We start from the raw sequence: 24,895 nt of genomic DNA on the forward strand, positions 1-24,895 counted from the left end.
GGTAATGATTTCGAGCATGATGCCCTTTGCTTTTGAATTTACTTCTCCCTCAGATCGCCTGCAAATTGGCCTGATCGCCATTCGCTGGTACGGGCTATTAATTGCAACTGCTGTGATTGTCGGTACTATCCTGGCGAGTAGATTAGCCCCAAAACGCGGGATTAAATCCGAACTGATGGAAGATCTGGTCATCTGGCTGGCAGTTGGCGCGATTCCTGGCGCTAGAGCCTATTACGTAGCATTTGCTTGGCATGAAAAATTCCAATTTCAACCCTGGTATAAGGTCTTTGCAATTTGGGAGGGTGGAATTGCCATCCACGGCGCTATTATTGGGGGCGCGATCGCCGCGATCCTATTTGCACGGCGCAATAAAGTTTCATTCTGGAAAATTGCCGATCTCGTCATGCCATCCCTCAGTCTCGGTCAGGCGATCGGGCGTTGGGGTAATTTCTTCAACTCTGAAGCCTTCGGCTCGCCCACCGACCTACCTTGGAAGTTATTTATCCCGCCTTGCTCAGTTAGAGAAGATGGCGCTAGGGTCTGCTTTCGCCCTCCAGATTTAGAGAATAGTCCTGGCTATTTTCATCCCACCTTTCTCTACGAATCGCTTTGGAATCTCATGGTATTCGGGATATTAATGTTTATCTTTAACCGTTTCCCCAAAGCCAAACCAGGTACGCTTGTTACGATCTACGCGATCGCCTATAGTACGGGACGCTTCTGGATCGAGGGATTGCGGACTGACAGCCTCATGCTTGGCCCGCTGCGTATGGCTCAGGTAGTTAGCTTAACTTGCATCGCGTTGGGAATTTTGGGTTTGTGGTGGCTCTACGGTCGGCGGGGCAGGTTTTGGGATACTGTGGCCATTAATAGCGAAAATGAATAGAAAACGTCTAAATCCGGCTTTGGCAATGGTAGAAACGGCATTTTTAGCCAGTGCCACGGGCATGATTTTTTTAGTTAACTTCTTCTTCCCGCTAGGCCCGTTCCTGCGCATGTTTTTCCCCATACCCACAGCACTTGCCTATCTGCGTTGGGGTAGCAAGTCAGCCTGGAAAACAATGGTGGTCACCGTACTTTTGCTTACGGTTTTGATGGGGCCGACTCGTAGCATTCAATATGCGATCCCGCATGGGTTTCTGGGCGTGCTCTTAGGTTTTTTATGGAAGCGGCGATCGCCCTGGTCGGTATCCCTAGGTCTGGGTACTCTAACGGGGACGCTCGGCACCCTGTTTCAACTTTTATTTCTCTCAGTACTGCTAGGTGAAAACATTTGGACATACGCAACCGTGCAGATTACGAGCTTTATTTCCTGGTTGCTCCAGTTGTTTGGCTCCTTAGATGAACCAGAGCTACTGGTAGTTCAGGCTTTTATTATCGCCGCCATAATTTTCAGTAATTTTATGTACATGTTGCTGGTGCATTTGGTGGCATGGATGTTACTCGATCGCTTAGGAAACCCGATCCCGCCCGCACCCAAGTGGTTGGAAGAAGCGCTTCTAGTTTAGGGACTCGAAATCGCTGTGATGTTTTAAAGGTTGGCAATAACGCAAATTTATGTTACCTATTCTGAAAAACAGACGCGATCTCACATCCACAGCGATCCCATAGTTGCTAGGATAGTGGTACAGTCACTAAGTAGTTAAACTTATTGTCGCCATGACCAACATCATAGAGCTCGATCATTCGCAAAGCCCATCTCCCATAAGCCTTTCTGAACGAGAACTTCAGGTGATCGAGCTGGTGGCTGCTGGGTTGACCAATCAAGAGATTGCAGTTGAGCTAGCCATCAGCAAGCGCACTGTGGACAATCACATTAGTAATATCCTGACCAAAACCCATACGGATAATCGCGTGGCGTTGGTGCGTTGGGCGCTCCAGTGGGGCAAGGTTTGTATTGACGAAGTTAATTGCTGCACGATCGCTAAACCTAATAAGGCTAAAGTGAAAGAGGAAGGATTGCAGAGTGTTTAGCGGAGATCGCATCAGGATCGCCTATAAACCCGAGTTACCACTCGCAATGTACAGAGAGTTAGCAACGCATTTATCGCAGGTAGATGGTGTGACTATCGATCTGATTTGGCAAGATCGTCAAGATTTTAGTTATGATGCCAGCCAGATTGCTGGTATGTATATAAGTGCGGCCTCCCTTTCAGAGCGATCGCAGGCACTAGTACGGTCAATTCTCGATCGTTATGGTAGTTGGCAGATCCAAACCGACTCTGCGGCTACTACATGAGTTTTATAATTTTTCTTCGTCTCAAAATTTTTCATGTCTTCCCTGCAAGCTTCTCGCGGTACCCGAGATATCTTTTCTCCTGAAATTGCCTATTGGCATCAACTTGAGTCTGTGGCGCGACGGATTCTCGCTCAAGCTGGTTATACAGAGATTCGCACGCCAGCGTTTGAGTCAACCGAGCTATTCGCCCGTGGCATTGGCGAAACCAGCGATATTGTTGGCAAGGAAATGTACACTTTTAGCGATCGCGGCGATCGCTCCCTCACGCTCCGACCGGAAGGTACGGCAGGTGCAGTGCGCGCCTTTATCGAACATAAGCTCTATGCCCAGGGTGGCGTACAGCGTTTGTGGTATACAGGGGCGATGTTTCGCTACGAGCGCCCCCAGGCGGGCAGGCAGAGGCAGTTTCATCAGTTAGGCGTGGAGGTGTTGGGCAGTCAGGATCCGCGCGCTGACGCGGAAGTAATTGCGATCGCGTCTGATTTTCTGACCGAGTTAGGACTGACGGACTTAGTAGTCGATCTCAACTCTGTTGGTAGTGGGGAGGATCGCGCTGCCTATAGAGAAGCTCTGGTGGAGTACTTTACTCCGTATGCCAGCGATCTAGATCCTGACTCGCGCGATCGCCTCAGTCGCAATCCCCTGCGCATCCTCGATAGCAAAGATCTCAATACTCAAGCGATCGCTCAAGCCGCACCGAGCATCCTCGACTATCTCAGTGTGGAGTCGCAAAAGCACTTCGAGCGAGTGCAGGCATTGCTAGGCGATCTGGGGATTGCCTTTAAGCTCAATCCCCGCCTCGTAAGAGGTTTGGACTACTATACTCACACTGCCTTCGAGATCCAATCCTCGCACCTCGGCGCGCAGTCAGCCGTCTGTGGAGGCGGACGCTACGATCGCCTCGTGGCAGAATTAGGGGGTCCCGATACGCCTGCTGTGGGTTGGGCGATCGGTTTAGAAAGGCTGGTATTGCTTTTGCAGCAAGCTACCTCGCCGCAGGGGAATAAGGCAATCGCAGACTTGTATGTTGTCTCCAGAGGGGAACAGGCAGAGCGTAAATCATTACAGGTCGCCCAGAGCCTGCGTCGGGTTGGATTCTGCGTGGAATTAGACCTGAGCGCTGCTAAATTTGATAAGCAACTCAAACGGGCTGCTAATAGTGCGATCGCCGCTTTAATTCTTGGTGATGCGGAAGTAGCAACTGGGAACCTTCAGCTTAAATGGCTAAGTTCTGGGCAACAGGAAGCGATCGCTCTATCAGAAATTCTCAACGATCCGCACAAATTTCGCCAAAGGTTAGATGGAGCAGCATAGGCTAGCCTCAATCTTTTCTCTTGCCGTTTGCGCTCCATATCGATCCAGATTCCCAATTGGAGGATTGACTCACGATACCATTGCTGGTTGTTTCTCTGCCGATCGCCCCATCACTTTTGCCATCGCATGAATTTCCTGCATCAGGCGATCGAACTGATCGGGCGTGAGGGACTGCGGCCCATCGGACAGAGCTTTCTTGGGATTGGGATGTACTTCAATCATGAGCGCATCTGCTCCGGCTGCGATCGCTGCCATGCTCATGGCAGGTACGTAATCCGACCAGCCAGTACCGTGACTGGGGTCGATCGCGATCGGTAAGTGGGTAAGTTTCCGCAGGACTGGAATCGCCGATAGATCGAGGTGATTGCGGGTATATTGGCGATCGAACGTACGGATACCCCGCTCGCACAGAATTACATTTGGATTCCCTGCTGCCAAAATATATTCCGCTGCCATCAACCAATCCTCAATAGTGGCAGCCATACCCCGTTTTAGCAATACGGGTTTATTTTGCTTGCCCACCTGTTTCAGCAGCGAGAAGTTTTGCATATTGCGAGCGCCAATCTGCAAGACATCCGCCACCTCGGCAATTTTTTCAATGTCCGGCGTATCCATCACCTCGGTAATAATGCCAAGTCCGCTAGCATCTCTAGCTGCAGCCAGCAAAGATAAAGCGCTTTCACCATGTCCTTGGAAAGCATAGGGAGAAGTACGCGGCTTGTAAGCTCCACCACGCAAGAAGTGCGCGCCCGCAGCTTTTACCCGCAACGCAGTCTCGACGATCATTTCCTCATTCTCAACCGAACAAGGCCCAGCGATGATTACTAAAGGATGATGCTCCCCAAAGTACACGTTGCCATTTGGAGTTGGTACCATTACTTCACTCGGTTCGTGATGGCGATACTCGCGGCTAGCTCGCTTAAATGGTTGCTCTACGCGCAACACAGATTCGACCCAGGGGCTTACCTCTTCAATCCGAAACGGATCTAACTCAGCCGTGTCGCCAACCAGACCAATTACCACTTTGTGTTTGCCAATAATTTTTTCCGGAGTCAGCCCCCAAGTCGAAAGCTCCTCACAAACCCGGCCAATCTCTACATCGGGCGTGCCAATCTTCATGACTACAATCATCGTAATATAACCTTCACTGATTGATTACGTCCAATCTAGCATTAGGTTCCCAATAGGGCATCACTATGAAAGCATAAGTATTGAAATTATCACGCGACAGGCAAAAATCCTCGTACTCCTGTCGTGCCTGAGCCTTCTTAATACCAATTTAAATTATTGTGGTTACGGATGGGGGTGGAGGCGTTGCCCCCACGAAGGGGTAGAACCCCTTCACCCCGTTCGAGATCTGTCTTGTTTACTGTTCAAATTGGTATAGGTATCGGCGTGGAACGCAAAAAGGGTGGCAAGTCCTGCAAAAGCTATGCAGTCTGGGAATACGATTGCTGAGAGTCCTTTGAACTTGTTAGCTCGAACCTGTACCCTGACGTTGCGCTTTCCAGGCTTCGCGCAGATTGCCGAAATTCTGCTGAAACTCTTGCCAGCCGAACCAACTACCTACTCTGTCTTCTTCCCAAGAGGCTGAAAGCGCGCCATAGGTTAGTCCCAATACCCCAGTTCCTAGAAACGCCATGCTCACCAAAACCACTGCTGTATTGGGTAGCTCGAACCATTTATTGATAACAATTACATAACTAACAACAAACGTGGCAAAACCGCATAGGGTTGGTATGCCGCAAAACAGAGCCATACGTCTCACAATGCGGCTATTCACCTCAGGCGGAATTTGCAAGTTGGTTTTGGAAGCCGGAGGAGCAGGCCGATCGCTTTGCTTCTCTAGTTTCTTCTTCTTGCCTTTGCCACTTGGTTCAAAGGGGAGACGATCTGACACTTTAGCCTCTCAAGCCCAGGCGTTGAATCAAGTTTTTGTAGCGCTCCGTATCTTTTTGGCGGATATAAGCTAGCAAGCGCTTGCGTTGTCCGATCATTTTCAGCAAGCTGCGGCGAGATGAAAAATCCTTAGAATGGGTCTTCAGGTGAGCGCTGAGTTGATTGATGCGCTCGGTTAACATTGCCACTTGTACATCAGAAGAACCCGTGTCAGTGGGGTGAATTTGATAGGCAGCAAACAATTCTTGCTTGCGCTCTTGCAACAGTGCCATATGCAGACTTTGTATACTCTAGATTCTTAATGCTTAAAGATAGTCAGGTTTACTAGCCTACCATACTTTTTAGGCTTTCCCCGACACAAATTTCTATCGATCGGTTTTATAGACAGGTAGGTCTGGCTGACAATTCCCGATCGCTACCAATTGCGGCCATACAAAACCTGCTTCCTACAACAACAACATCCCATTTTTAGTGGGCAGAGCCATTGCCGTGATACTTATCCGTATCGTAGAAGCCGTTGCGAGTGCCAAAGAAGAGGCAGCTAACTGTAAATAAAACAGTTAGACCAATGAGGACGAGTTTAAAGTCTAAAAGGAATTCCATGGATATTTCAACAATAAGTGTTTCTACTCTACATAAATATGGTAGCCCACAGACTTGAGTAGAACGCGACCCTTAACGCCAGCTTAAGCCTGTGGCTTTACGGTATGAATTTCGATCGAATGATCGTGCCACATCCTGGTTGGCTACCCCCCTTTTCTCGGAGACTGCGCAGGCAAACGTTGTTTGTGTAGACGCGACTTCTAGTCGCCAGGCAATCTCAGGGTGAATTGCCTGGGCGTAATCTAGGTGCCAAAGGTGCGATCGCCTGCATCCCCCAGACCTGGTACGATCCAACCTTTTTCGTTCAATGTTTCATCGATCGCTGCGGCGTAGATTTTGATACCAGGAAATTTTCGATCGATCTTTTGGAGGGCAGGAGGAGCGCAGATTACATTCACAATCCGAATTAAACCAGGCTCTGCGCCACGCTCTACCAACATTTCCAGTGTGGTCATAATGGTGCCCCCAGTGGCAAGCATCGGCTCGGTAATCAGAATGCGAGTGTCTGGGGCAAATTTTTCTGGCAGCCTGTTCACATAACAGCTAGATTCTAGAGTTTCCTCATTGCGAACAAACCCTAGATGATAAATGGCCGCCGTGGGTAATAGCGATTGACAGCCATCCAGTAAAGATAGCCCAGCCCGCAGGATCGGCACGATCGCCAGCAATGCATTAGGATCGATAATTTTGCCAGCACTCGGCCCTAGAGGTGTTTCTATTCCCACTTCCTGTACTGGCAGCCACTCTCGCATTGCCTCATAGGTCAGCCAGCGACCGATTTCATGCATGGCGCTGCGAAACAAAGGTACGGGTGTATTTTTATCTCTTGCTACGGTTAACCAATGTGCCACGAGAGGATGGGGTGGAACATAGATGCGTAGTTGCATTGGCATAGTGGTTTCTTGTTTTTTGTTAATGATAATGATACTGAAGGGGTTAAGCATTTGCGCAGAATATCTGCGTTTAACGCAAGGATTATGAGGCAAATGCTTAACCCGTACCCAGGAGAGCGCTCAGAGATCGCGATCGCGGGGGGGAGGGAGTTAGGTTAAGCTATTTAGCTGATGAAATAGGCTATTGGTTTGTGGGAATTTTATATTGCGTCTCAATTGTTTCATTGAACAATAGTCGGCGGATAGTGGGTTTACTGACGTTTCCATTGTCCGCTTCTTTATTTTTGGTCATTTAGAGCTGTCCGTCCTCTCCAGCATGATAGGAACTGCGTACTAATGGGCCAGAACGGATGTGGGTAAAACCAATTTGGCGAGCGATCGCTCCTAGCTGGGCGAATTCGTCCGGCAACCAGTATTTTTGCACGGGTAAATGTTCTAAGGATGGGCGGAGATATTGGCCGACGGTCAGCGATCTACAGCCAACTTTGTAAAGATCGTGCATAGTTTCTGCAATCTCGTCAACTGTTTCGCCGTGTCCTACCATCAAACCAGATTTGGTCGTAATCTCTGGATTTAATGTCTTGACGTGCTGTAAGATGCTCAGCGATCGCTCGTATTTTGCCCCCCGCCGCACTACTCCCTGCAAACGACGCACGGTTTCGATATTGTGGTTGTAGCAAACTGGATTAGCCGATACTACGGTGGCGATGCAATCGCGATCGCCCCTAAAATCAGGCGTGAGTACTTCGATTTTGACTTGGGGCCTGAGGTGGCGGATGGCTGCGATCGTTTCCACAAAGTGTCCTGCACCCTGGTCGGATAAATCATCTCTAGCCACTGACGTTAGCACTACATAGTCCAGACCCAATAAATTAACGGCATCGGCAACCTTAGATGGCTCGCGCGGATCTAGAGGCATGGGTTGATGACCTTTATCCACCTGGCAAAAAGCACAACTGCGGGTGCAGGTTGGGCCCATTAATAAAAAAGTGGCTGTCTTTTGGGCATAACACTCAGCCCGATTAGGACAGCGACCCTCTTCACAGATGGTGTGGATGCCCTTTTGTTTAATAATTTGCTGTACGGTGGAAATCTCGTTAACTTTGCCAATCTTTGGTTGCAACCATTTAGGCAAGCGCAATACCTCTGTAGCGGAGCGAGTTTTAGCTATATCCTTCACATTTTTCAACAATTCATCGATACTAATTGATAACATATACGTCTACACTCTTTTTGGTATCGTCGATCGCGATTTTAAGTTGCAAGTCAGTTGCACATTTAGAGTTTTCTGAGGGTAGCCTAATGTTTAATGGACGACTATTAAATTATCAGAGGGGATTTGTGTAGTGGCACCTCACAAGATATTGGTAATCGATGATAGCCGAGTAATCCGTAACATGGTGCGTGACATGCTACCAGCGGATAATTTTGAAGTTATTGAAGCACCAGACGGAATCAAGGGGTTAGAGTTGATTCAGCAGGAGCGCCCCTGGATGATCATGCTGGATTTTTTTCTGCCACGCATGAATGGATATGAAGTTTATGAAAATATTCAACAAAATAGCGAATTAAGTCGCATTCCCCTCGTCCTCATGTCTGGGCGCAAGGAAGAAGTCACGAGTAAAATTCCCGAACCATTTGAAGAAAAGTATTTAGTATTCATTGAAAAACCGTTCGAGCAAAAAGCTCTGATCGCAGCGATCAAAAAAGCCATGATCCTGGCGCAGAAGCGCCCTCCTGCTCCTATGCCCGCCTCAGTCGAAGCAGGTGCTGCCTCCGGTGAAGCTGGTGCAGTTGATGCAGCCCTAATTGCGCGGATCGATGCCCTAGAAACAAAACTCAAAGATGTGCCAGAAATGGAGAAAAGGATTAAGTCGCTGGAGCAACAAGTAATTGCCCAGCAAAAACAAATTCAACAGATTGTTGCCTTTATCAAACAAAAAATTAAATAACGCGATGTGCAACTAACGTACTCCCTCATCACCCAGCCCCTTCTCCCAAAAGCAGGAGAAGGGGAGCTAGAATCGGCCAAAGTCCCTCTCCCGCTCTGGGAGAGCGATTTAGGGTGAGGGCAATGGGGGAAGAAGAATTTATGAGAAATCAATGCCCAACCCCCATCAAGCCCAATCATCGCGACCATCATTGTGCGAGCTAAATACCTTAGTTGTAGCGTGAATTTCCCTGGTTTTCGCAAATAGCTCTTCCTCCGTAAGTTTCCATCTTGCCAAAACCTTGAGCAAATCTGCTTGAATGTCCCTAGCACCAGGGAACCCCTGATAGCGAATGCACAAGCGAGCCAGGTCTGCGAGATTTCTATCGCTCGGCTCCGCTTGCAACAAAGTATTGACAATCTGGCGATCGCCAAAATATTGAGGATGCTCCTGATCTTTAGGTTCAGCCATAGGGTAAACGCATAAACTTTGGAGAAAGGGGTAGGAGCAGGTTTAGTCAGAAATCATCGATAATTAGCAATTGATTTTATCCAAAACCTGCTCCTACCAGCTACGATTCCCGCTTTAAGATCACCATTTCCTTCCCAACCATAGGACTGCGGGCAATCAGATGTTGTGAGGCATCAGATACTAGCAGTTTTTTGAAATTAAGCTTCTGCGATCGCCCCAATAGTTCGGCCATCAGTTTATCCTGCTGGCCGGGATCTAGTTGGTACCAAGCATCGGTTAACTGCACGATCAGGCGACCCAGCTTAAAGTTAGTTTGAACCGACTGGATCAGCGCCTCGCCATATTTCTTGGACACATCCGTGACCTGTATCTGAATATTCGAGATCGCAACTTTGTCCGGCGATAGAGGTGAATCGCCGCGCTCGGGTGGAGCTAAGCGATCTGAAGTTTTAGCGGTTGGCGTCAATGATGTGGGTAGCTTAGGAGCTTTGGTAGCCAATCGCGATGCGGGTGTTGGTTTGAATAAAATCAGCAGCACCAGGGCAACAATCAAAGTGGTTGATGCCGCTCTCTTCTCTAAAATAGGCTTGACGTTGTCGGGAACTTTAATCGTCGCCAGCTTTTCACTGGCTGCTCTCCAAGTCGGCGCTGTAGCTGTGCTGGCTTTCTGCCAAAAGCTACTTGCCTTTAGCTTTTCCCAGTTATTAACGATCGCGGGCGTGGCTTTTACCTTGTCTGAAATAGCTCCATAGGCTTTCGTGAGGGGCGGATCGATTTTGTCAACTACTTTAGTCAAAAATGACAAAACTACGGGCACGAGTTGCTCGCGTACGAACTTCCAAGCAATTGATAGTTCCTGGCGAACCTGGTCTGCTAGAGGTGGTTTAGCCGCTGGCTCAGATGCGGGTGTAAGTACTGCCGCTGGCTCAGGTGCTGTAACTTGGTTAGTGGTGGCAGTATCGCCTGGAGCCGCCTCAAGTCGCTGGCGGAGATTCTGCAAACCCTGGATTAGCGATTTTAAGAGCTTATCGGCTTGCGATCGCGCTGCACTAACACTTGAAGATACTTGCTCTGCTTCGTCCGTCCCACTTTCAGATTTAGTGTCAGGTTTAGTTGCTAGTCTAGCATCGAGTTTTTCCAGGGCAGGGATCAGAGTAGCTAATAGCTTGACAAGTTGCGATCGCAGTGTCGGAGCGACTTTGCCCCATCCTTGCTTTAATTGCTGTAGTAGATTGCCCAAGGTATCTGGAGCCTTCTGTGACATAACTGCCTCCGCGTAGAATCCGTTTCAGGTTTTAGCAAGCTTAGCAGCTTTGCTATATTTCTCTTCAACCAAATCTAAACTTTTCAAACTGCTATATATAGCCGTAGACAGATCTGCTAGGACAGGGGGTGTGGGGGCTGCGCCCCCACGCAGGGGTTCCACCCCTGCACCCCATTCGTAAATGATTTATAGCCATAATAGATCTTTTAGGACAGGGGGTGTGGGGGCTGCGCCCCCACGCAGGGGTGAACCCCCTGCACCCCGTCCTAAGCCTGGTAGTTGAACCAGACCGATCGCGCGATCGGTCGAGGACAATTGTGTTTCTAAGTTGCTTAAATATGGGCATATTTAGGTAAAGAAAATCAAAACCAGATCCTAGGGTCTTTGCCCTCATGACTGACTTGTCACCAGAAAATACCAATCAATTTAATAGTCAAATGGGCAACTATTCCGAGGCAGCAGACAACCTTGGAGCCGAGGCATGTTTGCAGGCCGTGGTTAACAGTTTGCCAGCGATCGTGTGGGCTACGGATCTTGCCGGAACGATCGCATTTATCATTGGCAGTGGGTTGGATGCTTTGGGGTTAAAGTCGGAAGAACTCGTAGGGCAATCGATCTTTGTTTTGTATAAAGCCCATTCTGGCAATGTCGAGAATATTAAACGGGGATTGTCAGGCGAACAACGAGCTTGGATATCAACTTTTCACAATGTCATTTACAATCATCGGGTTATACCCGTAAGAGATCGAAACGGTAATGCGATCGGCTTAACGGGGGTTTCGCTCGATATTACCGAACGCGATCGCGTTGAAACAGCTCTACGGCAACAAGCCAGACGAGAGCGTTTGGTGGCGACGATCGCTCAACGCATTCGTGCTTCTCTGCAATTAAATGACATTTTGAACACTACGGTGGCAGAATTGCGACAGTTCCTCCAGATTAATCGCATGGTAATTTACCGCTTTAGCCAGGAGGAACGGGGGATAGTTGTGGCGGAGTCTGCCGATCCCGAATACTCTGCCAATCTCGATGCAAACGTTGATAATTTGAGCGTTGATATTAGGTGTTTGGGAGAAAGCATAGAAGCATATAGTCGAGGCGAATTTCATGTTATCCATGATGTCGAGGTGGCAAGCCTGAGTGCCGAAACTCAACAATTCCTCAAGCAAAGGTATGTTAAGTCTCGCCTAGCAGTTCCCATCCTGGTTGATGGTGAAGAGGAAGGTAGCCCATTGCCAAGCAACTGTGCCAGACCTTGGGGCTTGCTGGTTGCCGATCACTGCGCTCAAGTGCATCACTGGCATCCTCAGGAGATTAACTTACTAGCTTCCCTCTCCACTCAGGTCGCGATCGCGATTCGTCAGGCTCAGCTTTATGCAAAGCTGGAGGAAAACAAGCGACAGCTAGAAGAATCTAACAAAGAGTTGTTGAGACTTGCGTCTGTGGATTGGCTGACTCAAACTGCTAACCGCTTGCGATTCGACGAATATATCAATCAAGAATGGCGGCAAATGGCCCGAGAGGGCGCGCAGATCGCCCTGATTATGGCTGACATCGATTATTTCAAAGATTACAACGACACCTACGGGCACCCAGAAGGCGATCGCTGTCTCCAAAAAGTCGCAAGGGCAATCAATCAAACTGTCAAACGTCCCCGAGATCTAGTTGCACGCTACGGTGGTGAAGAATTTGCGATTGTTTTACCCATGACTGACATTGAGGGAGCAAATTACTTAGCAGAACAAATCAGAACTAATGTCAAGGCATTGAACATCGTCCATGAAGAGTCCCTCATCGACGAATATGTCACCGTTAGCTTGGGGGTTGCATCCATGAGCCCAATTGTCGGCTCCACGCCATCGGTACTAATTGCAGCGGCAGATTACGCACTCTACGAAGCAAAAGGAAGAGGTCGCAATTGCATTTACAGTATTGGATGATAGCTGTATATTGCTGCCTAATGCGCCTAATGTTAATCGGCAACCTGTCCTTGTGTAATTATGTAATAATTAACCCTCCCTGTGCCTGTTTTGTCCCATGAATATCCTGGTTTTAACTTGGGAGTTCCCACCACGCATTATTGGCGGTATTTCCCGCCATGTGGCGGAGCTTTATCCTGAGTTGGTGAAGCTAGGTCACAAAGTTCATTTAATTACCGTCCAGGCCAGTGGGGTCAGCGACTACGAGATCGTTGATGGCATATCGGTTTATCGCGTTCCGGTTGCCAACAATTCTGACTTCTTTGGCTGGGTAGTCCACATGAACGAAAGCATGGTGACATGTGCCACCAAACTGCTAAGCGAGGATTCCTTTGATATTTTGCACGCCCATGACTGGTTAGTCAGCGACGCTGCCATTAACATTCACCAAAGATACTTAATTCCCCTGGTCGCGACCATTCACGCTACAGAATACGGTCGCTATAACGGCATCCACACCGATACACAACGATACGTTAACAATAAAGAGATCGATTTAGCTGCTGCTGCACAACGGGTAATTGTCTGTACTAACTACATGCGCAGTGAAGTGGAACGAGCCCTACGCTGCTCTTTAGATAAAGTGGACGTTGTTAATAATGGACTCAGCATCGAACGCGCCACGCGATCGCAATATATGAACTTCGACCGCGCTGCGTTTCGCCGCCAGTTTGCCGAGCCAGATGAAAGTATCGTTTACTATGTCGGTCGCCTTACCCACGAAAAAGGAATTTACGTGCTGCTGAATGCCGCACCTAAAGTCATTGCCGAGACCAATGGCAACGTTAAATTTGTGATTATTGGCTCTGGTGATGCCTATTCCATCCTCTTGCAACACCAGGCATGGGATCTGGGCATATATCACATGGTCGTATTTACAGGTTTTATGTCCGATGACGACCTGAGTAAATTTCAAACCATTGCGGACTGCGCTGTCTTCCCCAGTCTTTACGAACCATTTGGTATTGTTGCGCTTGAGAGCTTCGCTGCTAAAGTGCCAGTGGTGGTGTCTGATACAGGAGGACTCCCCGAAGTCGTGCGCCATGGTGTAACTGGTGTAGTCACCCAGGTCAATAACAGCGACTCTCTTGCTGCTGGCATTTTAGAAGTCTTGCAAAATCCTGGATATGCCAAGCAGTTAGTGGAAAATGCTCAACTTGAGTTAAAGGTGCGCTTTGCGTGGCCGCACCTCGCCCGCCAAACTGAAACCGTCTATAAATCTATAAAAATGTATTAATCCAAGTGCAACAAAAAGCGATCGGCAGTCAGGCACTTTATTTAAGATCGCGAGCGGGAGCATTGTAAAAAAATCGTAATAGTGCTGCCATAAAGAGATAAGATGACTAGTGGCTTAAAATTTATGCCTCTTTACTTGTGGCAACTATTGTTTAAAAACATTGCCAAAACTATTTAGCAATATGCATAGCAAAACGGCTTGCTATTAATTCCCCAACGTTAGTTCTTATCACTTTTACAGCATTTTACTCATGCCAAACCTCAAGAATATTCGCGATCGCATTAGTAGCGTTAAAAACACACGTAAAATCACTGAGGCCATGCGTCTGGTGGCGGCTGCCAAGGTGAGAAGGGCACAGCAACAAGTACTCGCTACCCGTCCCTTTGCCGATCGCCTCGCCCAAGTTCTCTATCGCTTGCAAACGCGACTGCAATTTGAAGATGTCAGCAGCTTGCCACTCCTGCAAAAGCGTCCGATTAAGAATGTAGGCATTGTCGTTATATCTGGCGATCGCGGTCTGTGCGGCGGCTACAACGCCAACGTCATCCGCCGCGCTGAGGCTCGTGCTAAAGAACTAACCGAACAAGGGGTTGGCTATCAATACATTCTGATCGGTCGCAAAGCCATTCAATATTTCACGCGCCGCGAGCAGCCGATCGAAGCTACCTACAGCGGTCTTAACCAGGTACCCAGCGCTTCAGAAGCCAACAAAATTGTCGATGAGATGACTTCGTCTTTCTTGTCCGAACGTATCGATCGTGTCGAACTGGTTTACACGCGCTTTGTTTCGCTGATCAGTTCTCGCCCCGTTATTCAGACTCTCGTGCCTTTAGATCCGCAGGGGCTAGAACCCACCGATGACGAAATCTTTCGGATGATCGTACGTGGCGGCCAGTTCCAAGTCGAACGCGAAAAGGTAGAAACCACAGTCAAAGAATTGCCAAGCGAAATGATCTTCGAGCAAGATCCGGCCCAAATTTTGAACGCCCTACTACCGCTTTATCTGGAGAACCAATTGCTCAGAGCATTGCAGGAGTCAGCCGCCAGCGAACTAGCTTCCCGCATGACCGCCATGAACAATGCTAGCGATAACGCCAGCGAGCTAGTCAAGAATCTGACACTTGTTTATAACAAAGCCAGACAAGCCAGTATTACGCAGGAAATTCTAGAAGTTGTCGGCGGTGCCGAAGCTTTAAATTAACGCGATTAACTGAGCGATTCGATGCCAAAATCTCCGTCCCTTACTTGATTAAGAACGGAGATTTTGCCTATCTCAGCCATTTTCGAGCAACCTCACGAGCTTTAATCGCATCAGCAAAATCAGCTCTAAGCGAAATCGCCTTAGCAAAAGAATTGATCGCATCCTGATATAGCCGTAGACAGATCTGTTAGGACAGGGGGTGTGGGGGCTGCGCCCCCACGCAGGGGTTTCACCCCTGCACCCCGTCATCTCTTCATGGCAGAGAGAGATAGTCCACGGGCATACCAGGAGTTCGCAGCATTGGGTTGGATTTGCAGTGCCTTGTCGAAGGAAGCCAGTGCCTCTTCATAACGTTTTAATTCTCTGAGCGCAACACCGCGATTAGACCAAGCCTCGGCAAAGTCAGGTTTAAGTTGAATTGCCTTGTCGTAGGAAGCCAGTGCCTCCTTTATAACAGAATTCTTAGCAGAGCGATGACTGAAGCCACACAAGCTAACGCCCCTGCTTTAAATTTCATCAGAATCGATCCCCAAAGACCTCAAATAAGCTGCCAACTTCTCTTTTTGTTGGCGCTCTGCAAGAGCGATCGCCTCAGCCTGCTGCTTTTCCTGTTCAGCTATTTGTTTAGCTAAATTTGCTTGGTCAGCGATCGCTTCAGCCTTATGTTGCCCCTGTTCGGCTACTTGTTTAGCTAACCTCATCATTCAAGCGACAGCGTCCCTCAGACTCGACATCAAGTCGCTGCTGCCGTTCGCGGACAAGCGTGGGCAAATTCGATCGCCCAGTCAACGCCAGCCGCCAGTCTGCCCAAATGCCATACAAAAAATCAACCGCAGCCCCAACCAGAGGCCATCTGGTTGCAGCATAGATCCAACCCATTCCCAGAGTCTCGTAGATTTGCCGAAAGACCTCGACATTTTTGACAATCGTTCCATCAGCGCGAATGATTTAATTGAGACATTAATCGCTATATTACCTGTAGTACCCTGGACGATAGTAATTATCGTACAGACTGCGATCGTAATAGCTAGGGCGACTATAGTTAGGCACGACGTAGGTTGGATATGGCGCTACATAGACTCTAGGGGCATAAACTCTAGCAGGATATCTGTAGGCGGGATAAGAGTAGTAGGTGTAAGGATATCTCCGCCCGTAATTTGAGTAGGGATGGCGACCGTAGTAGTCAGTATAGGGGTAGGAGTAGGCAGGATAGTAATTGGTGCGGTAGGGATCGATCGATCCGTATTGCAAAACTACACCCGTATCACCCAGGCGTACGGTACCGCCGATAAAAACATCTGCCTCCGCTGGCAAAGCGATCGCAACGGACGAAATACTTACACATAAAGCTGCGGTAGCGATTAAGTTTTTCATAGCAATCTTGCAACCTTATTCAGAGCTTATTTGCAAGAGGTGGTCTTGTACCAACATCTCCTCATACCGCAATTCAAAGTTACCTCTTATTCCCATCGTACTTAAGAATTAAAGCCCTGAACTGGCATGACAAAAGCAAGCAACATTTATTAATCGTTTTTGCGGTAATTACTATTAGAAAGAAGTAGCTAGTTGAGTAGTTTACTTGGCAAAGCGATCGAGCATTTTTTACCTATTTTCTATTTGCAATTCTTGAGGATATATAAATCTGAGAGCCTGTAAACTTTAGCCTGGTCGTGGGTAGTATGAATAACGTCAACTCTTGAATCGTTATTTATAGCTATAGCCGTCAGGCTTAAGACGGGGTGCAGGGGTAGAACCCCTGCGTGGGGGGCGCAGCCCCCACACCCCCTGTAAGAAAAGATCTGACTATAAGCTATACCTATTACCTAATTAAATAGCGATCGCCCATTCATTAGGATTTTCGATCTTATGCAACAAATCTATTTGGAAATGCTTGAACTCTCGCAAGATCCAAACTTAAACCTCTATATTGCGATTTGTGCGGGTATTAGTGCCACCTTGTTCCTGGCGGCTTCCTTTATCGCGATCGCAAAGCAATTCAAATCGACTAACAAAAAACTTGCAGGGGGTGAAATTTCTCGCGATCGCCAACAAGTGGCTAGTTTCAATGCGCTAGAAGAATCTACTGCTACCTACAGCATCTAGGATATAGCGGTCAGAAACTCTCTCATATATTGGTTCACCAGTTTTGGCTGCTCTTGTTGCACCCAGTGGCTGCAGTTGGGAATATATTTCAGGGTCAAGTCCTTGACGTATAGTTCCGTACCATAGGTCAACTCCTTGCCAAGAGCAGCATCGTTTTCCCCCCAAATCATTAGAGTTGGTATCTTAATTGCACTCCAGGTTCGCGAACCGATCGCGCCAGATTGAAAGATATTGCGATAGTAATTAAGCATGGCAGTAAGGGCACCGCGCCTGGAGGCTGCGTCTTTGAATGCTGCAATATCCTCTGCGGTAAATGCGCTTTTATCAATTGCCCATTCGGTAAATGCTGCGGCGATCGCCCTGTAGTCGTTAAAAGCTAGCAACTGTTCCGGCAGCCAGGGGATTTGGAAAAAGAAGATGTACCAACTTTTGAGTAATTGCTTGGGCGTGCTCAATCCTTCGCTAAATTTGGCAGGGTGGGGTAAATTCATCACGATCAGCTTGCTAACCATGTCTGGATAGACATAGGCAAAGTGCCAAGCGATCGCGCCTCCCCAGTCGTGGGCAACCAGAATACAAGTACCATATCCCAGTCCATTAATTACGCCTCTAATATCCTCGATCAGCGTTGCCATTGTGTAGGCAGAAACACCAGCAGGCTTGTCGCTATCGTTGTAGCCGCGCAGATCCAGTGCCACGACTTTGTAATCTTCGGAAAATTCATCAATTTGATGCCGCCATGAATACCAGAATTCGGGAAAGCCATGCAGCATCAACATCAACTCCCCCGCTCCAGCAGTGACATAGTGTAGCTTGATGCCATTGGTTTTGACGTAACCATGCTGCCATTTATCTATCCACATAAAGATATCCAAATTAGTTTTTACTAGTGGCGAGATCGATAGTTAGTTGTCTATCTCGATCGGATTTTAGGGCAGTAGGACGATTGCCGTTCATTTCACCTTCCATTACGCCCATCTCTTCACCCATCAGTTCCCGTGCCGCTTGCATCAGATCTGATTCGCTGTGGCGCAAGTCCTCGCGCGTGCTGAGATATGCTTGTAGCGCCGCGATCGGGTCGAGTGCCTCTGCGGTGCTCAGATCCGGCAAGCGAGCGCGATTGGTTCGATCGCTTGCTTCCGGGATAATTACGTAGTTATGGGCAACAGACAAAGCTTCATGCAGGGCGCGATCGTCAATTTGACCGATTTGTTCTAATCGGAAACAGTAAATTAACCGCGTAATGGCATTGTCGATCCTGGCGATCGCGATCGCTTTGAGCAAATCCGCTTGCGGATCTTTCGCCTCTGTCACATCTACCTGTATCGTGCGAAAAGGGCGGGCATCTAAAGGGCAAAACTCAAATTTGGTGCTGTCCTTCGCAATTTGCACCCAACAGTAGCCCTTCTCTTCTTTTTCTTCGCCAAAGTCCACCCGTTCGATACTGCCAGGGTAGACTACTAGCGGGTGTTGGCAGAGAACTTGATGGCGATGCACGTGACCTAACGCCACATAGTCAAAGGCATCGCGTGCGATTAAGGATAGAGGAATGGTGAAGCCCTTACCGGCAGCAAGGAAGCGCTCTGCTCCATAGGTAGCAGTGTCTACCATGAGATGTCCTAGCAAAACGGTAGGCAGTTCGGGATCGAGCTGGCGGATTTCCGCTTCTAACACTACCGTCAGTCGTTCGATCAGCAATTGACTCACTTCTGCCATCGATAAGCCCTCCGTATCCTGGCGAGCCAGTAAAGCCGATCGCGTCAACCAGGGTAATGTTATCACCTGAATATCGCCGGAGCGCGTTGTAATGCGGTGGGTTTCGATGCGATCGCCAACGATAAACCCCGGCACTGCCAAACTGCGATAGATGGCCAAACTTGCCCCACCCTGACCCTGCGTGTGCTGATCGTGATTGCCGACTAGTAAAACTGTGGGGATGCCAGCATCGGCAAGGCGACGGAACTGGCGTGCAAATGCCTGTTGCACGATCGGTGCGGGCGTGGCATCGGGAAAAGCATCGCCGCCAAATAGAACTAAATCGGCTGGCTCGGCGATCGCGCGATCGATGCAAGCAGTTAAGGCTGCTACAAAATCCTCAAATCTGGTATTTAAACCTGTTTGCGGATTGACTCGTCCGTGCGTTGTACTGCCCAGGTGAATATCGGCAAGGTGTAGAACTGCGATCGGCATACCTGTTAGTTTTTGTGAAAAGACTAAGCTTAATTACGCAAATGACTCAAATAACATAGTAGAATCTTACGACCGTCCATACATTTAAGTCAGTCCAGTTTAAGTTCATGTCATTTGGTAACACGTTTTGTGAGCGACTGCATCATAAATGTTTTACAAAAATGTACTTGACTTAAGAGCGATCGCCTTGATAATTCTGGACAAACACTAATCATTCCATCATCATGCTTGCTCTATGGCTAGGTATACTCAACAATACGTGCTTAAGATTCTGCCTGGAAAGCTACGCCAAGCCATAACTGAAAGCCTTGAGTCTTGTAAGCTCAATATAACTTACAGCACGGATGATTACATAAGGGCGCAAGAAGCTGCTGGCAGCGTATCGTTTTCGCAGTTGGTAACGGTAGAAATCCTGATCCATCAGAACGCAACCAATGATGGCACTATTAAGTTCACCTGCGTAGCTAAGAATGAGGAGCTACCACTGCGAGTCAACAATCACTGTCACGAAGTTTCCGATCTCGTGAACAAGGCACTTTCGAGTAATAAAAGCTGGAAGGTGGTCGAGACCATTTCGGGCTAGGTTGAGTCTTTTTTAGATGAGTACGTACAATCGCACATTTGCCGAGAATCGACAGGCCAGGTTTAACTATGAGATTTTAGAGACCTACGAGGCAGGTATTGAGTTACTAGGCACTGAAGTCAAATCCATCAAAACTGGCCAGGCAAATTTGCGCGATGCATTTGCCCTCATTCGTAACGGGCAAGTTTTGTTGCTAAATATGTACGTGGCACCCCATAAAACCACCAGCGCCTTTTTCAACCACGAACCAACTCGCACGCGCCGCCTGTTGATGCACAAGCAGGAAATTCGCAAGCTTACGGGCAAAGTGCAGCAGAAAGGACTTACCTTAGTACCGCTAAAGCTATACCTGAAAAATGGCTGGGTTAAAGTTGACGTAGCTTTGGTACGCAATAAAAAGCTATATGACAAACGCGAGGATATTAAGAAACGCGAAGACAAGCGGGATATGGAAAGAGCGACGAAGATGCGATAAATGGTTTTGATAACATAAAAAGATTTATGCCCTTTCTGTCCAAACTGCTATGCTATGATGCATCGACGCTCCCCTCCATTGAGAATTGAAGAGATTACAGAATTAAAGAGATCTATAGAATAGAGGGGTAAACCTGATTTATAGCCATATTCGGCAGGAATCGAGCTTGGATACGAAATGGTAAGCGATTCGATGATGCCGATCGCGTCCATCCGCTAGTTTTCAAAACCATAAGTGGCAAAAAAATCAGCATTAATCCACTCTTGATGATGCCAGTATTAGGTTGGCGCGATCGCTTGCCAATTCCAAAGTCGAAAGCAATAGGGCGTATTTTTCAGATGTGCGTTTTGTTGTTTGCTATAGCGGTTTTCGGATCGGAAAGATCAGGGGGTTTGGGGGCGTTGCCCCCAAGAAGGGGTGGAACCCCTTCACCCCGTCAATAAAACCCGTTCTCAATTGAAAAACGCTATAAAATTATCAGCCGATTTGCTTCATAATTTTGGGCATTTGATCGCCAATGCCACCCCAATGTTCGACAAACTTGCCATTCTCAACGCGCAAGATATCAATACCCGACACCTTAATTGTTTTACCCGTTGCTTTTACCCCAAACAAATCTCCTTGATGGGTAGCCTCCATCGTCCAGTGGATCGCTACTTTATCCCCATCCCCCATTAATATATCTTCATTGGAATGCAGGTCTGGGAATGCTTGGAACAATGTCGCTAAAAACTCCTTGGAACGCGACGAACCCTTGGGAGCATCAGGAGGAATGGCATGGCTTGTAAACTCAGGTGCAATAAAGTCATCGATTGCATCTATCCGATGTTCGTTCCAAATGAGTTCGTGATAGCTGTGCAATAAAGCTTTATTTTGAGCAACGCTATCCATACGCATATCCTCCAAAGGGTGCATAAAAGAAATGTAGCATACCTTTTCCCTCAACAATAGCTATATTCAAAAGGCTTAGGATGGGGTCAGGGGTAGAACCCCTGCGTGGGGGCGTAGCCCCCACCCCCGTTTTCCACAAATCATTTGTGATTGCTATATTACTGGTAAAGGTCGGCTTGAGTCAGTATCTTGCTAAGCCAATCCTTAGCAGCAGCAGGCATGCTGGTGAAATGAACGTACGCGCAGTTAGGCGCATCAACCTTTTTGTCCAGGACTTTGGCATAAATTTCGTACTCTGGCACAGTTGAGATTACTGGATCGGTTGGATTGGAGAGATCGAGATTTGTCGCATGGATTCTAATATTGCTCAGGGGTAAGAGAGTACGATCGACTTCTAATTCTGCGGCGCGATCGGATAATCTCATCAACTTGCCAGAAAACATGACATCATCTAAATGCTTGTCTTCTATAACTTTATATTGCACTGGAATGGGTTGTTTGAGAGTAACAAACTTATTTTCCTGCGATCGCAGAAATAAGTTATATTCGCCTGCAACGCCGCTGACATCGTAAATAGTAATTGGCTGCTTTACCCCTTTTGGCTCCACTTGCATGTGGCCGTAGGTTTGGACGATATCGCCTGCTTTCTGAAAGGTCGATTCTGAAATCAGGATTTGACCGCCGACAGTATAGGATTCGATGCGCGATGTGAGGTTGACATGGCTACCTACAACTGCGTACTTAGCCCGTGTCTGCGAGCCAATATTCCCAACTACGACTTCGCCGGAATTGAGGCCGATGCCCATGGCAATTTCAGGTAAATTAAGCTCTGCAATCTTAGCATTTACTGGTTCCATCGCTTGCTGCATTGCCACGGCGCAGGCAACCGCTCTAATGGCATCATCCGGTTGTTGGATGGGCGCGCCAAAGATCGCCAGAATCGCATCGCCGATAAACTCATCAATCGTGCCTTGATAATCGTCAATCACCTCAGTCATGTGACCGAGGAAAATATTGAGAATTTTAACAACCTCTTCCGGTGGCAAGCTTTCAGAGGTGGAAGAGAATCCTCTAAGGTCGCACATAAGAATCGTCACTTCCCGTCGCTCGCCGCCGAATTTTAACCCTTCTGGATGCTCTAGCAAGCTTGCCACTACTGTACTGGTCAAATAGCGCCCGAATTGAGCGCGAATCTCGGCGGCGGTGCGAGCGACATAGCCAAGCGCGATCGCCATCCCACCACCAAATCCCATCAACGCTGGCACCAATGGTATCCACCACCCACCCAGGAAGGCAATGTAGCAACTGCCAATCAATGTACCGGCCAGTAATATCAAACTTAGCGGACTCAGAACGTTAGTGGAAGTCAGCATCATGGCAGTCAGACCTTTAAGCTTAGATTCTCGATCCTGACTTGTTTTAGTGTTGCCGTGCCGCCCAACCCAAACTGGTGCAGCTCCCAGGAACGTCCATACTATAATCCAGAGCCATTCCATCGGTTCGGACCAGGTTTTGATGAACGCGCGATCGCCCAAAACACCGCTAAGTAATTGGCTGGCAATATGGGCGTGTATGACGACTCCGGGAGTTTGCGATCCGAAATCCAACGGTGTAATAAATGTATCTTTGAGACTAATAGCTGTGACACCGACAAAAACGATGCGATTGCGCATGAGATCCTTGGGGATACGATCGTTCATTACATCCAACATGGATACAGTGCGAAATGGCTGTTCCCCTCGCCTATAGTTAATCAGGATCTGGTGACCGCCGCGATCGGCATTTACGTAACCACCATCATTCGACTCAAACCGCTCGGGATTGATGGCTTCAGGATGGGGAACTTTGTCTTCTTTAGCGAGATAGACGAGTGCGGTCTGCAAACCCAGCCCCAGCAGGAATTCATTAGTATCTGGACTTTCTAAGGATAATAGACCCCGTCGTACTTTTGCATCGCTATCAAATACTAGATTAGCTGCTGCCACTTGTTTGAGGCGTTTGAGTACGGGTGGCGGATTGATTCTTTCATTCAATGCAGCTTTGCCAAACGTGTCGCGATCGGGAACTTTCTCAACGCCAAATAGATTGGGTGTGGTACTGAACGTCTGATATAAGTCTCGACGACCTGGATCGACTGGCAAGTCTCGGGCAATATCCAACCCAATTGCTCTTGGTTGTTGCTGCCTGATTTTGGCGACTAAATTCGACAGGGCAGTATCTGTAATCGGCCAATTCAAATTTCTGACATCGGATTCATCAATACCGACGATGATAATTCGGGGATCGACTGATTCAGATGGGGCAATTCGGAAGAAAAGATCGAGAGCGCTCCATTCGAGGAACTGTAAAGCACCTGCCAAACGCAGCAGGATGACAAGTACTGCGGCTGTGGGGGCAGCTATTAAAACCCCACGCCACGACCAGATAATTTGTTTCAGTTTTAATCGCATCGCTTATAGCACGGTTCAGTTAGATTTAGGTTGTGTTAATTCTCTTAAAGTTTCGATCAATTCTCGCTCTTGATATGGCTTGGTAAAGTAGCCCGTTGCCCCTAAATTCATCGCTAAACGACGATGCTTGTCGCCACTGCGCGAAGTCAGCATAATGACGGGTAATTTGCCGTACTCGGGTTTGGCGCGAATCTGAGACAGCAACCCGTAGCCATCTAGGCGCGGCATTTCGATATCTGAAACAACAGCATCTACTCGCAAACCTTCGACAAGCTTGGATAAAGCATCTTCTCCATCTTTTGCCTGTTCCACGCGGAAACCTGCTTTTTCTAGCGTGAGGGCGAGAAAGCGGCGCACGTTGATGGAATCATCGACTACTAGAATTGAGGTGCGGGTTGGCGGTTGGCGGTTGGCGGTTGGCGGTTGGGGAGTAGGAGGTTTTAGATCTGCAAGAGCAGGAGCAGGAGAGATAAGAGATTCGATGAGGGGGGTAGTAGGCTCAGGTGATTTAGGAAGTTCAGGTGGTTCGACTAGAGCAGTAGGCGCGGATGATTCAGGTAATTTCGCAGATTCAACAGATGCGAGAGATTCAAGTGATTCAGTCAATTCGGTAGATGCGGGAGACCTTACAGGTTCAGCGGATTCAGTTGATTCAGGGGAATCAATAGGTTCGGCAGGCGCGGCGGCTGGTAGTTCGGGTGCGGGAGGGATAAGTAACTCCATGCCAGTGAGAAACTGTAAAGCTACTTCGTTAAGGTCTAATAAGGGTACGGCTTGACCGCTACCCAGGATGATACAGCCTGAGAAAAGTTTTGGTAGTTTGATATTGCCTTCAATCTGGCGAATAGTCGCTTCTTGTTCGCTCCAGAATGCATCCACGAGGATGGCAGCTAGTTCGTTCTTTAACTCCACAACGATCGTGGCAGATCCGGAGGTCACAATGCGATCGTCGATATAGTCGATTTGGTGCTGACAGTTTAGCTTGAGCCGATCGCTTAGCTGCACTACTGGTATAGTTTGTCCCTGCCATACAAATCCGTATCTATTGTCCTGCTTGAAGATATCTGGGGAGCTACATGCCACCACGCCCGCGATCGCAGAGCTTGGAATTGCCAGGATTGCCTGACCGACCTGCACTAGCAAAACACGGGTGGATAGGAGGGTAAAGGGAA

At 48.2% G+C, this 24,895-nt stretch carries 28 protein-coding genes and 1 pseudogene; 12 read left to right on the top strand and 17 right to left on the bottom strand.

Annotation, left to right across the window (positions count from 1 at the left end; translation table 11 throughout):
- Window positions 1-4 precede the first annotated feature (4 nt).
- From lgt to hisS, 5 genes are all read left to right on the top strand, one after another.
- Window positions 5-886: a prolipoprotein diacylglyceryl transferase gene (gene lgt / locus PSE6802_RS0113260; RefSeq protein ID WP_019500545.1), complete on the top strand. Its 882-nt coding sequence runs from the start codon at window positions 5-7 to the stop codon at window positions 884-886.
- On the top strand, window positions 879-1,508 hold the full coding sequence (locus tag PSE6802_RS28880) for a DUF2232 domain-containing protein (RefSeq protein WP_019500546.1): 630 nt from the start codon (window positions 879-881) through the stop codon (window positions 1,506-1,508). Before lgt ends, PSE6802_RS28880 begins: the two co-directional genes overlap by 8 nt.
- Window positions 1,509-1,659: 151 nt before the next feature.
- Window positions 1,660-1,974, top strand: coding sequence for a photosynthetic electron transport-dependent transcriptional regulator PedR (gene pedR, locus PSE6802_RS0113270; protein WP_019500547.1), 315 nt, complete (start codon window positions 1,660-1,662; stop codon window positions 1,972-1,974).
- Entirely contained in the window at window positions 1,967-2,239 is a 273-nt protein-coding gene (locus PSE6802_RS0113275; protein WP_019500548.1) for a hypothetical protein, read from the top strand. Before pedR ends, PSE6802_RS0113275 begins: the two co-directional genes overlap by 8 nt.
- 33 nt (window positions 2,240-2,272) lie before the next feature.
- A complete protein-coding gene (hisS, locus tag PSE6802_RS0113280) occupies window positions 2,273-3,553 on the top strand; it encodes a histidine--tRNA ligase (protein WP_019500549.1) in 1,281 nt (426 codons plus the stop codon).
- Window positions 3,554-3,622: 69 nt separating this feature from the next.
- Here the strand turns inward: hisS and aroF are convergent, their stop codons facing one another.
- The 6 genes from aroF to lipA all read right to left on the bottom strand — a co-directional run bounded on the left by aroF (window position 3,623) and on the right by lipA (window position 8,164).
- Window positions 3,623-4,684: a 3-deoxy-7-phosphoheptulonate synthase gene (gene aroF / locus PSE6802_RS0113285; RefSeq protein ID WP_019500550.1), complete on the bottom strand. Its 1,062-nt coding sequence runs from the start codon at window positions 4,682-4,684 to the stop codon at window positions 3,623-3,625.
- A gap of 343 nt (window positions 4,685-5,027) precedes the next feature.
- Window positions 5,028-5,453: a PAM68 family protein gene (locus PSE6802_RS0113290; RefSeq protein WP_019500551.1), complete on the bottom strand. Its 426-nt coding sequence runs from the start codon at window positions 5,451-5,453 to the stop codon at window positions 5,028-5,030.
- Between the two features lies 1 nt (window position 5,454).
- Window positions 5,455-5,724, bottom strand: a complete 270-nt coding sequence (gene rpsO / locus PSE6802_RS0113295) for a 30S ribosomal protein S15 (RefSeq protein ID WP_019500552.1) — start codon at window positions 5,722-5,724, stop codon at window positions 5,455-5,457.
- A gap of 196 nt (window positions 5,725-5,920) precedes the next feature.
- On the bottom strand, window positions 5,921-6,055 hold the full coding sequence (locus tag PSE6802_RS35350) for a membrane protein (protein ID WP_036945642.1): 135 nt from the start codon (window positions 6,053-6,055) through the stop codon (window positions 5,921-5,923).
- 242 nt (window positions 6,056-6,297) lie between these two features.
- On the bottom strand, window positions 6,298-6,948 hold the full coding sequence (gene upp, locus PSE6802_RS0113300) for a uracil phosphoribosyltransferase (protein WP_026103289.1): 651 nt from the start codon (window positions 6,946-6,948) through the stop codon (window positions 6,298-6,300).
- A 292-nt stretch (window positions 6,949-7,240) separates the two neighbouring features.
- Complete coding sequence (gene lipA / locus PSE6802_RS0113310) at window positions 7,241-8,164, bottom strand: lipoyl synthase (protein ID WP_019500555.1); 924 nt, start codon at window positions 8,162-8,164, stop codon at window positions 7,241-7,243.
- Window positions 8,165-8,294: 130 nt separating this feature from the next.
- Between lipA and PSE6802_RS0113315 the strand changes: the two genes are divergently transcribed.
- Window positions 8,295-8,900, top strand: coding sequence for a response regulator (locus PSE6802_RS0113315; protein ID WP_026103291.1), 606 nt, complete (start codon window positions 8,295-8,297; stop codon window positions 8,898-8,900).
- Between the two features lie 165 nt (window positions 8,901-9,065).
- Here the strand turns inward: PSE6802_RS0113315 and PSE6802_RS0113320 are convergent, their stop codons facing one another.
- Together PSE6802_RS0113320 and PSE6802_RS31085 are read right to left on the bottom strand one after the other, a co-directional pair.
- Complete coding sequence (locus PSE6802_RS0113320; RefSeq protein WP_019500557.1) at window positions 9,066-9,350, bottom strand: DUF3288 family protein; 285 nt, start codon at window positions 9,348-9,350, stop codon at window positions 9,066-9,068.
- 100 nt (window positions 9,351-9,450) lie between these two features.
- Window positions 9,451-10,614, bottom strand: coding sequence for a hypothetical protein (locus tag PSE6802_RS31085; protein WP_019500558.1), 1,164 nt, complete (start codon window positions 10,612-10,614; stop codon window positions 9,451-9,453).
- 392 nt (window positions 10,615-11,006) lie between these two features.
- On the opposite strand from PSE6802_RS31085, the gene PSE6802_RS28895 reads away from it, so the two are divergent.
- The 3 genes from PSE6802_RS28895 (at window position 11,007) to PSE6802_RS0113340 (ending at window position 15,031) form a co-directional block, all read left to right on the top strand.
- Entirely contained in the window at window positions 11,007-12,554 is a 1,548-nt protein-coding gene (locus PSE6802_RS28895; protein WP_019500559.1) for a diguanylate cyclase domain-containing protein, read from the top strand.
- 97 nt (window positions 12,555-12,651) lie between these two features.
- Window positions 12,652-13,830 (top strand): glycosyltransferase family 4 protein, encoded by a 1,179-nt coding sequence (locus PSE6802_RS0113335; RefSeq protein ID WP_019500560.1) that lies wholly within the window; start codon window positions 12,652-12,654, stop codon window positions 13,828-13,830.
- A 250-nt stretch (window positions 13,831-14,080) separates the two neighbouring features.
- Window positions 14,081-15,031 carry a F0F1 ATP synthase subunit gamma gene (locus PSE6802_RS0113340; RefSeq protein ID WP_019500561.1) on the top strand — a complete coding sequence of 317 codons (951 nt, stop codon included), beginning with the start codon at window positions 14,081-14,083 and terminating at the stop codon, window positions 15,029-15,031.
- 245 nt (window positions 15,032-15,276) lie between these two features.
- Here the strand turns inward: PSE6802_RS0113340 and PSE6802_RS28900 are convergent, their stop codons facing one another.
- From PSE6802_RS28900 to PSE6802_RS0113360, 4 genes and pseudogenes are all read right to left on the bottom strand, one after another.
- Window positions 15,277-15,522: a tetratricopeptide repeat protein gene (locus PSE6802_RS28900; protein WP_019500562.1), complete on the bottom strand. Its 246-nt coding sequence runs from the start codon at window positions 15,520-15,522 to the stop codon at window positions 15,277-15,279.
- Between the two features lie 15 nt (window positions 15,523-15,537).
- Window positions 15,538-15,735, bottom strand: coding sequence for a hypothetical protein (locus tag PSE6802_RS28905; protein ID WP_202950781.1), 198 nt, complete (start codon window positions 15,733-15,735; stop codon window positions 15,538-15,540).
- Window positions 15,719-15,976, bottom strand: a pseudogene (locus tag PSE6802_RS28910) (DCC1-like thiol-disulfide oxidoreductase family protein); the annotation flags it as partial. The pseudogene PSE6802_RS28910 and the gene PSE6802_RS28905, both read right to left, overlap by 17 nt.
- A gap of 27 nt (window positions 15,977-16,003) precedes the next feature.
- A complete protein-coding gene (locus tag PSE6802_RS0113360) occupies window positions 16,004-16,405 on the bottom strand; it encodes a hypothetical protein (protein ID WP_026103292.1) in 402 nt (133 codons plus the stop codon).
- Between the two features lie 492 nt (window positions 16,406-16,897).
- Here PSE6802_RS0113360 and PSE6802_RS0113365 point away from each other — a divergent pair, with 492 nt between their 5' ends.
- A complete protein-coding gene (locus PSE6802_RS0113365; RefSeq protein WP_019500565.1) occupies window positions 16,898-17,134 on the top strand; it encodes a hypothetical protein in 237 nt (78 codons plus the stop codon).
- Here the strand turns inward: PSE6802_RS0113365 and PSE6802_RS0113370 are convergent.
- Window positions 17,131-17,997, bottom strand: a complete 867-nt coding sequence (locus tag PSE6802_RS0113370; protein ID WP_019500566.1) for an alpha/beta fold hydrolase — start codon at window positions 17,995-17,997, stop codon at window positions 17,131-17,133. The genes PSE6802_RS0113365 and PSE6802_RS0113370 overlap by 4 nt on opposite strands.
- Before the next feature lie 13 nt (window positions 17,998-18,010).
- Entirely contained in the window at window positions 18,011-19,324 is a 1,314-nt protein-coding gene (gene sbcD, locus PSE6802_RS0113375) for an exonuclease subunit SbcD (RefSeq protein ID WP_019500567.1), read from the bottom strand.
- A gap of 235 nt (window positions 19,325-19,559) precedes the next feature.
- Here sbcD and PSE6802_RS0113380 point away from each other — a divergent pair, with 235 nt between their 5' ends.
- Together PSE6802_RS0113380 and smpB are read left to right on the top strand one after the other, a co-directional pair.
- The gene (locus PSE6802_RS0113380) at window positions 19,560-19,907 is read left to right on the top strand and encodes a hypothetical protein (protein WP_019500568.1); all 348 of its coding nucleotides are present in this window, start codon (window positions 19,560-19,562) and stop codon (window positions 19,905-19,907) included.
- A 16-nt stretch (window positions 19,908-19,923) separates the two neighbouring features.
- On the top strand, window positions 19,924-20,382 hold the full coding sequence (gene smpB, locus PSE6802_RS0113385) for an SsrA-binding protein SmpB (RefSeq protein WP_019500569.1): 459 nt from the start codon (window positions 19,924-19,926) through the stop codon (window positions 20,380-20,382).
- A gap of 477 nt (window positions 20,383-20,859) precedes the next feature.
- On the opposite strand, the gene PSE6802_RS0113390 is transcribed toward smpB, so the two are convergent.
- From PSE6802_RS0113390 to PSE6802_RS35825, 3 genes are all read right to left on the bottom strand, one after another.
- Window positions 20,860-21,273 (bottom strand): ester cyclase, encoded by a 414-nt coding sequence (locus PSE6802_RS0113390; RefSeq protein WP_162139224.1) that lies wholly within the window; start codon window positions 21,271-21,273, stop codon window positions 20,860-20,862.
- Window positions 21,274-21,431: 158 nt separating this feature from the next.
- Window positions 21,432-23,723 carry a CHASE2 domain-containing protein gene (locus PSE6802_RS0113395; RefSeq protein ID WP_019500571.1) on the bottom strand — a complete coding sequence of 764 codons (2,292 nt, stop codon included), beginning with the start codon at window positions 23,721-23,723 and terminating at the stop codon, window positions 21,432-21,434.
- A 15-nt stretch (window positions 23,724-23,738) separates the two neighbouring features.
- Window positions 23,739-24,860, bottom strand: coding sequence for an ATP-binding response regulator (locus tag PSE6802_RS35825; protein ID WP_412973443.1), 1,122 nt, complete (start codon window positions 24,858-24,860; stop codon window positions 23,739-23,741).
- Window positions 24,861-24,895 lie beyond the last annotated feature (35 nt).

The sequence above is a fragment of the Pseudanabaena sp. PCC 6802 genome (assembly GCF_000332175.1).
Lineage (GTDB): Bacteria > Cyanobacteriota > Cyanobacteriia > Pseudanabaenales > Pseudanabaenaceae > PCC-6802.

What these genes read in the sequence shown, in the direction of transcription:
- lgt (WP_019500545.1), top strand. Translation starts at nt 5, where the DNA reads ATGATTTCGAGCATGATGCCCTTTGCTTTTGAATTTACTTCTCCCTCA.
- PSE6802_RS28880 (WP_019500546.1), top strand. Translation starts at nt 879, where the DNA reads ATGAATAGAAAACGTCTAAATCCGGCTTTGGCAATGGTAGAAACGGCA.
- pedR (WP_019500547.1), top strand. Translation starts at nt 1,660, where the DNA reads ATGACCAACATCATAGAGCTCGATCATTCGCAAAGCCCATCTCCCATA.
- hisS (WP_019500549.1), top strand. Translation starts at nt 2,273, where the DNA reads ATGTCTTCCCTGCAAGCTTCTCGCGGTACCCGAGATATCTTTTCTCCT.
- aroF (WP_019500550.1), bottom strand. Translation starts at nt 4,684, where the DNA reads ATGATTGTAGTCATGAAGATTGGCACGCCCGATGTAGAGATTGGCCGG.
- rpsO (WP_019500552.1), bottom strand. Translation starts at nt 5,724, where the DNA reads ATGGCACTGTTGCAAGAGCGCAAGCAAGAATTGTTTGCTGCCTATCAA.
- PSE6802_RS35350 (WP_036945642.1), bottom strand. Translation starts at nt 6,055, where the DNA reads ATGGAATTCCTTTTAGACTTTAAACTCGTCCTCATTGGTCTAACTGTT.
- upp (WP_026103289.1), bottom strand. Translation starts at nt 6,948, where the DNA reads ATGCCAATGCAACTACGCATCTATGTTCCACCCCATCCTCTCGTGGCA.
- lipA (WP_019500555.1), bottom strand. Translation starts at nt 8,164, where the DNA reads ATGTTATCAATTAGTATCGATGAATTGTTGAAAAATGTGAAGGATATA.
- PSE6802_RS0113320 (WP_019500557.1), bottom strand. Translation starts at nt 9,350, where the DNA reads ATGGCTGAACCTAAAGATCAGGAGCATCCTCAATATTTTGGCGATCGC.
- PSE6802_RS31085 (WP_019500558.1), bottom strand. Translation starts at nt 10,614, where the DNA reads ATGTCACAGAAGGCTCCAGATACCTTGGGCAATCTACTACAGCAATTA.
- PSE6802_RS28895 (WP_019500559.1), top strand. Translation starts at nt 11,007, where the DNA reads ATGACTGACTTGTCACCAGAAAATACCAATCAATTTAATAGTCAAATG.
- PSE6802_RS0113335 (WP_019500560.1), top strand. Translation starts at nt 12,652, where the DNA reads ATGAATATCCTGGTTTTAACTTGGGAGTTCCCACCACGCATTATTGGC.
- PSE6802_RS0113340 (WP_019500561.1), top strand. Translation starts at nt 14,081, where the DNA reads ATGCCAAACCTCAAGAATATTCGCGATCGCATTAGTAGCGTTAAAAAC.
- PSE6802_RS28905 (WP_202950781.1), bottom strand. Translation starts at nt 15,735, where the DNA reads ATGATGAGGTTAGCTAAACAAGTAGCCGAACAGGGGCAACATAAGGCT.
- PSE6802_RS0113360 (WP_026103292.1), bottom strand. Translation starts at nt 16,405, where the DNA reads ATGAAAAACTTAATCGCTACCGCAGCTTTATGTGTAAGTATTTCGTCC.
- PSE6802_RS0113365 (WP_019500565.1), top strand. Translation starts at nt 16,898, where the DNA reads ATGCAACAAATCTATTTGGAAATGCTTGAACTCTCGCAAGATCCAAAC.
- PSE6802_RS0113370 (WP_019500566.1), bottom strand. Translation starts at nt 17,997, where the DNA reads ATGTGGATAGATAAATGGCAGCATGGTTACGTCAAAACCAATGGCATC.
- sbcD (WP_019500567.1), bottom strand. Translation starts at nt 19,324, where the DNA reads ATGCCGATCGCAGTTCTACACCTTGCCGATATTCACCTGGGCAGTACA.
- PSE6802_RS0113380 (WP_019500568.1), top strand. Translation starts at nt 19,560, where the DNA reads ATGGCTAGGTATACTCAACAATACGTGCTTAAGATTCTGCCTGGAAAG.
- smpB (WP_019500569.1), top strand. Translation starts at nt 19,924, where the DNA reads ATGAGTACGTACAATCGCACATTTGCCGAGAATCGACAGGCCAGGTTT.
- PSE6802_RS0113390 (WP_162139224.1), bottom strand. Translation starts at nt 21,273, where the DNA reads ATGGATAGCGTTGCTCAAAATAAAGCTTTATTGCACAGCTATCACGAA.
- PSE6802_RS0113395 (WP_019500571.1), bottom strand. Translation starts at nt 23,723, where the DNA reads ATGCGATTAAAACTGAAACAAATTATCTGGTCGTGGCGTGGGGTTTTA.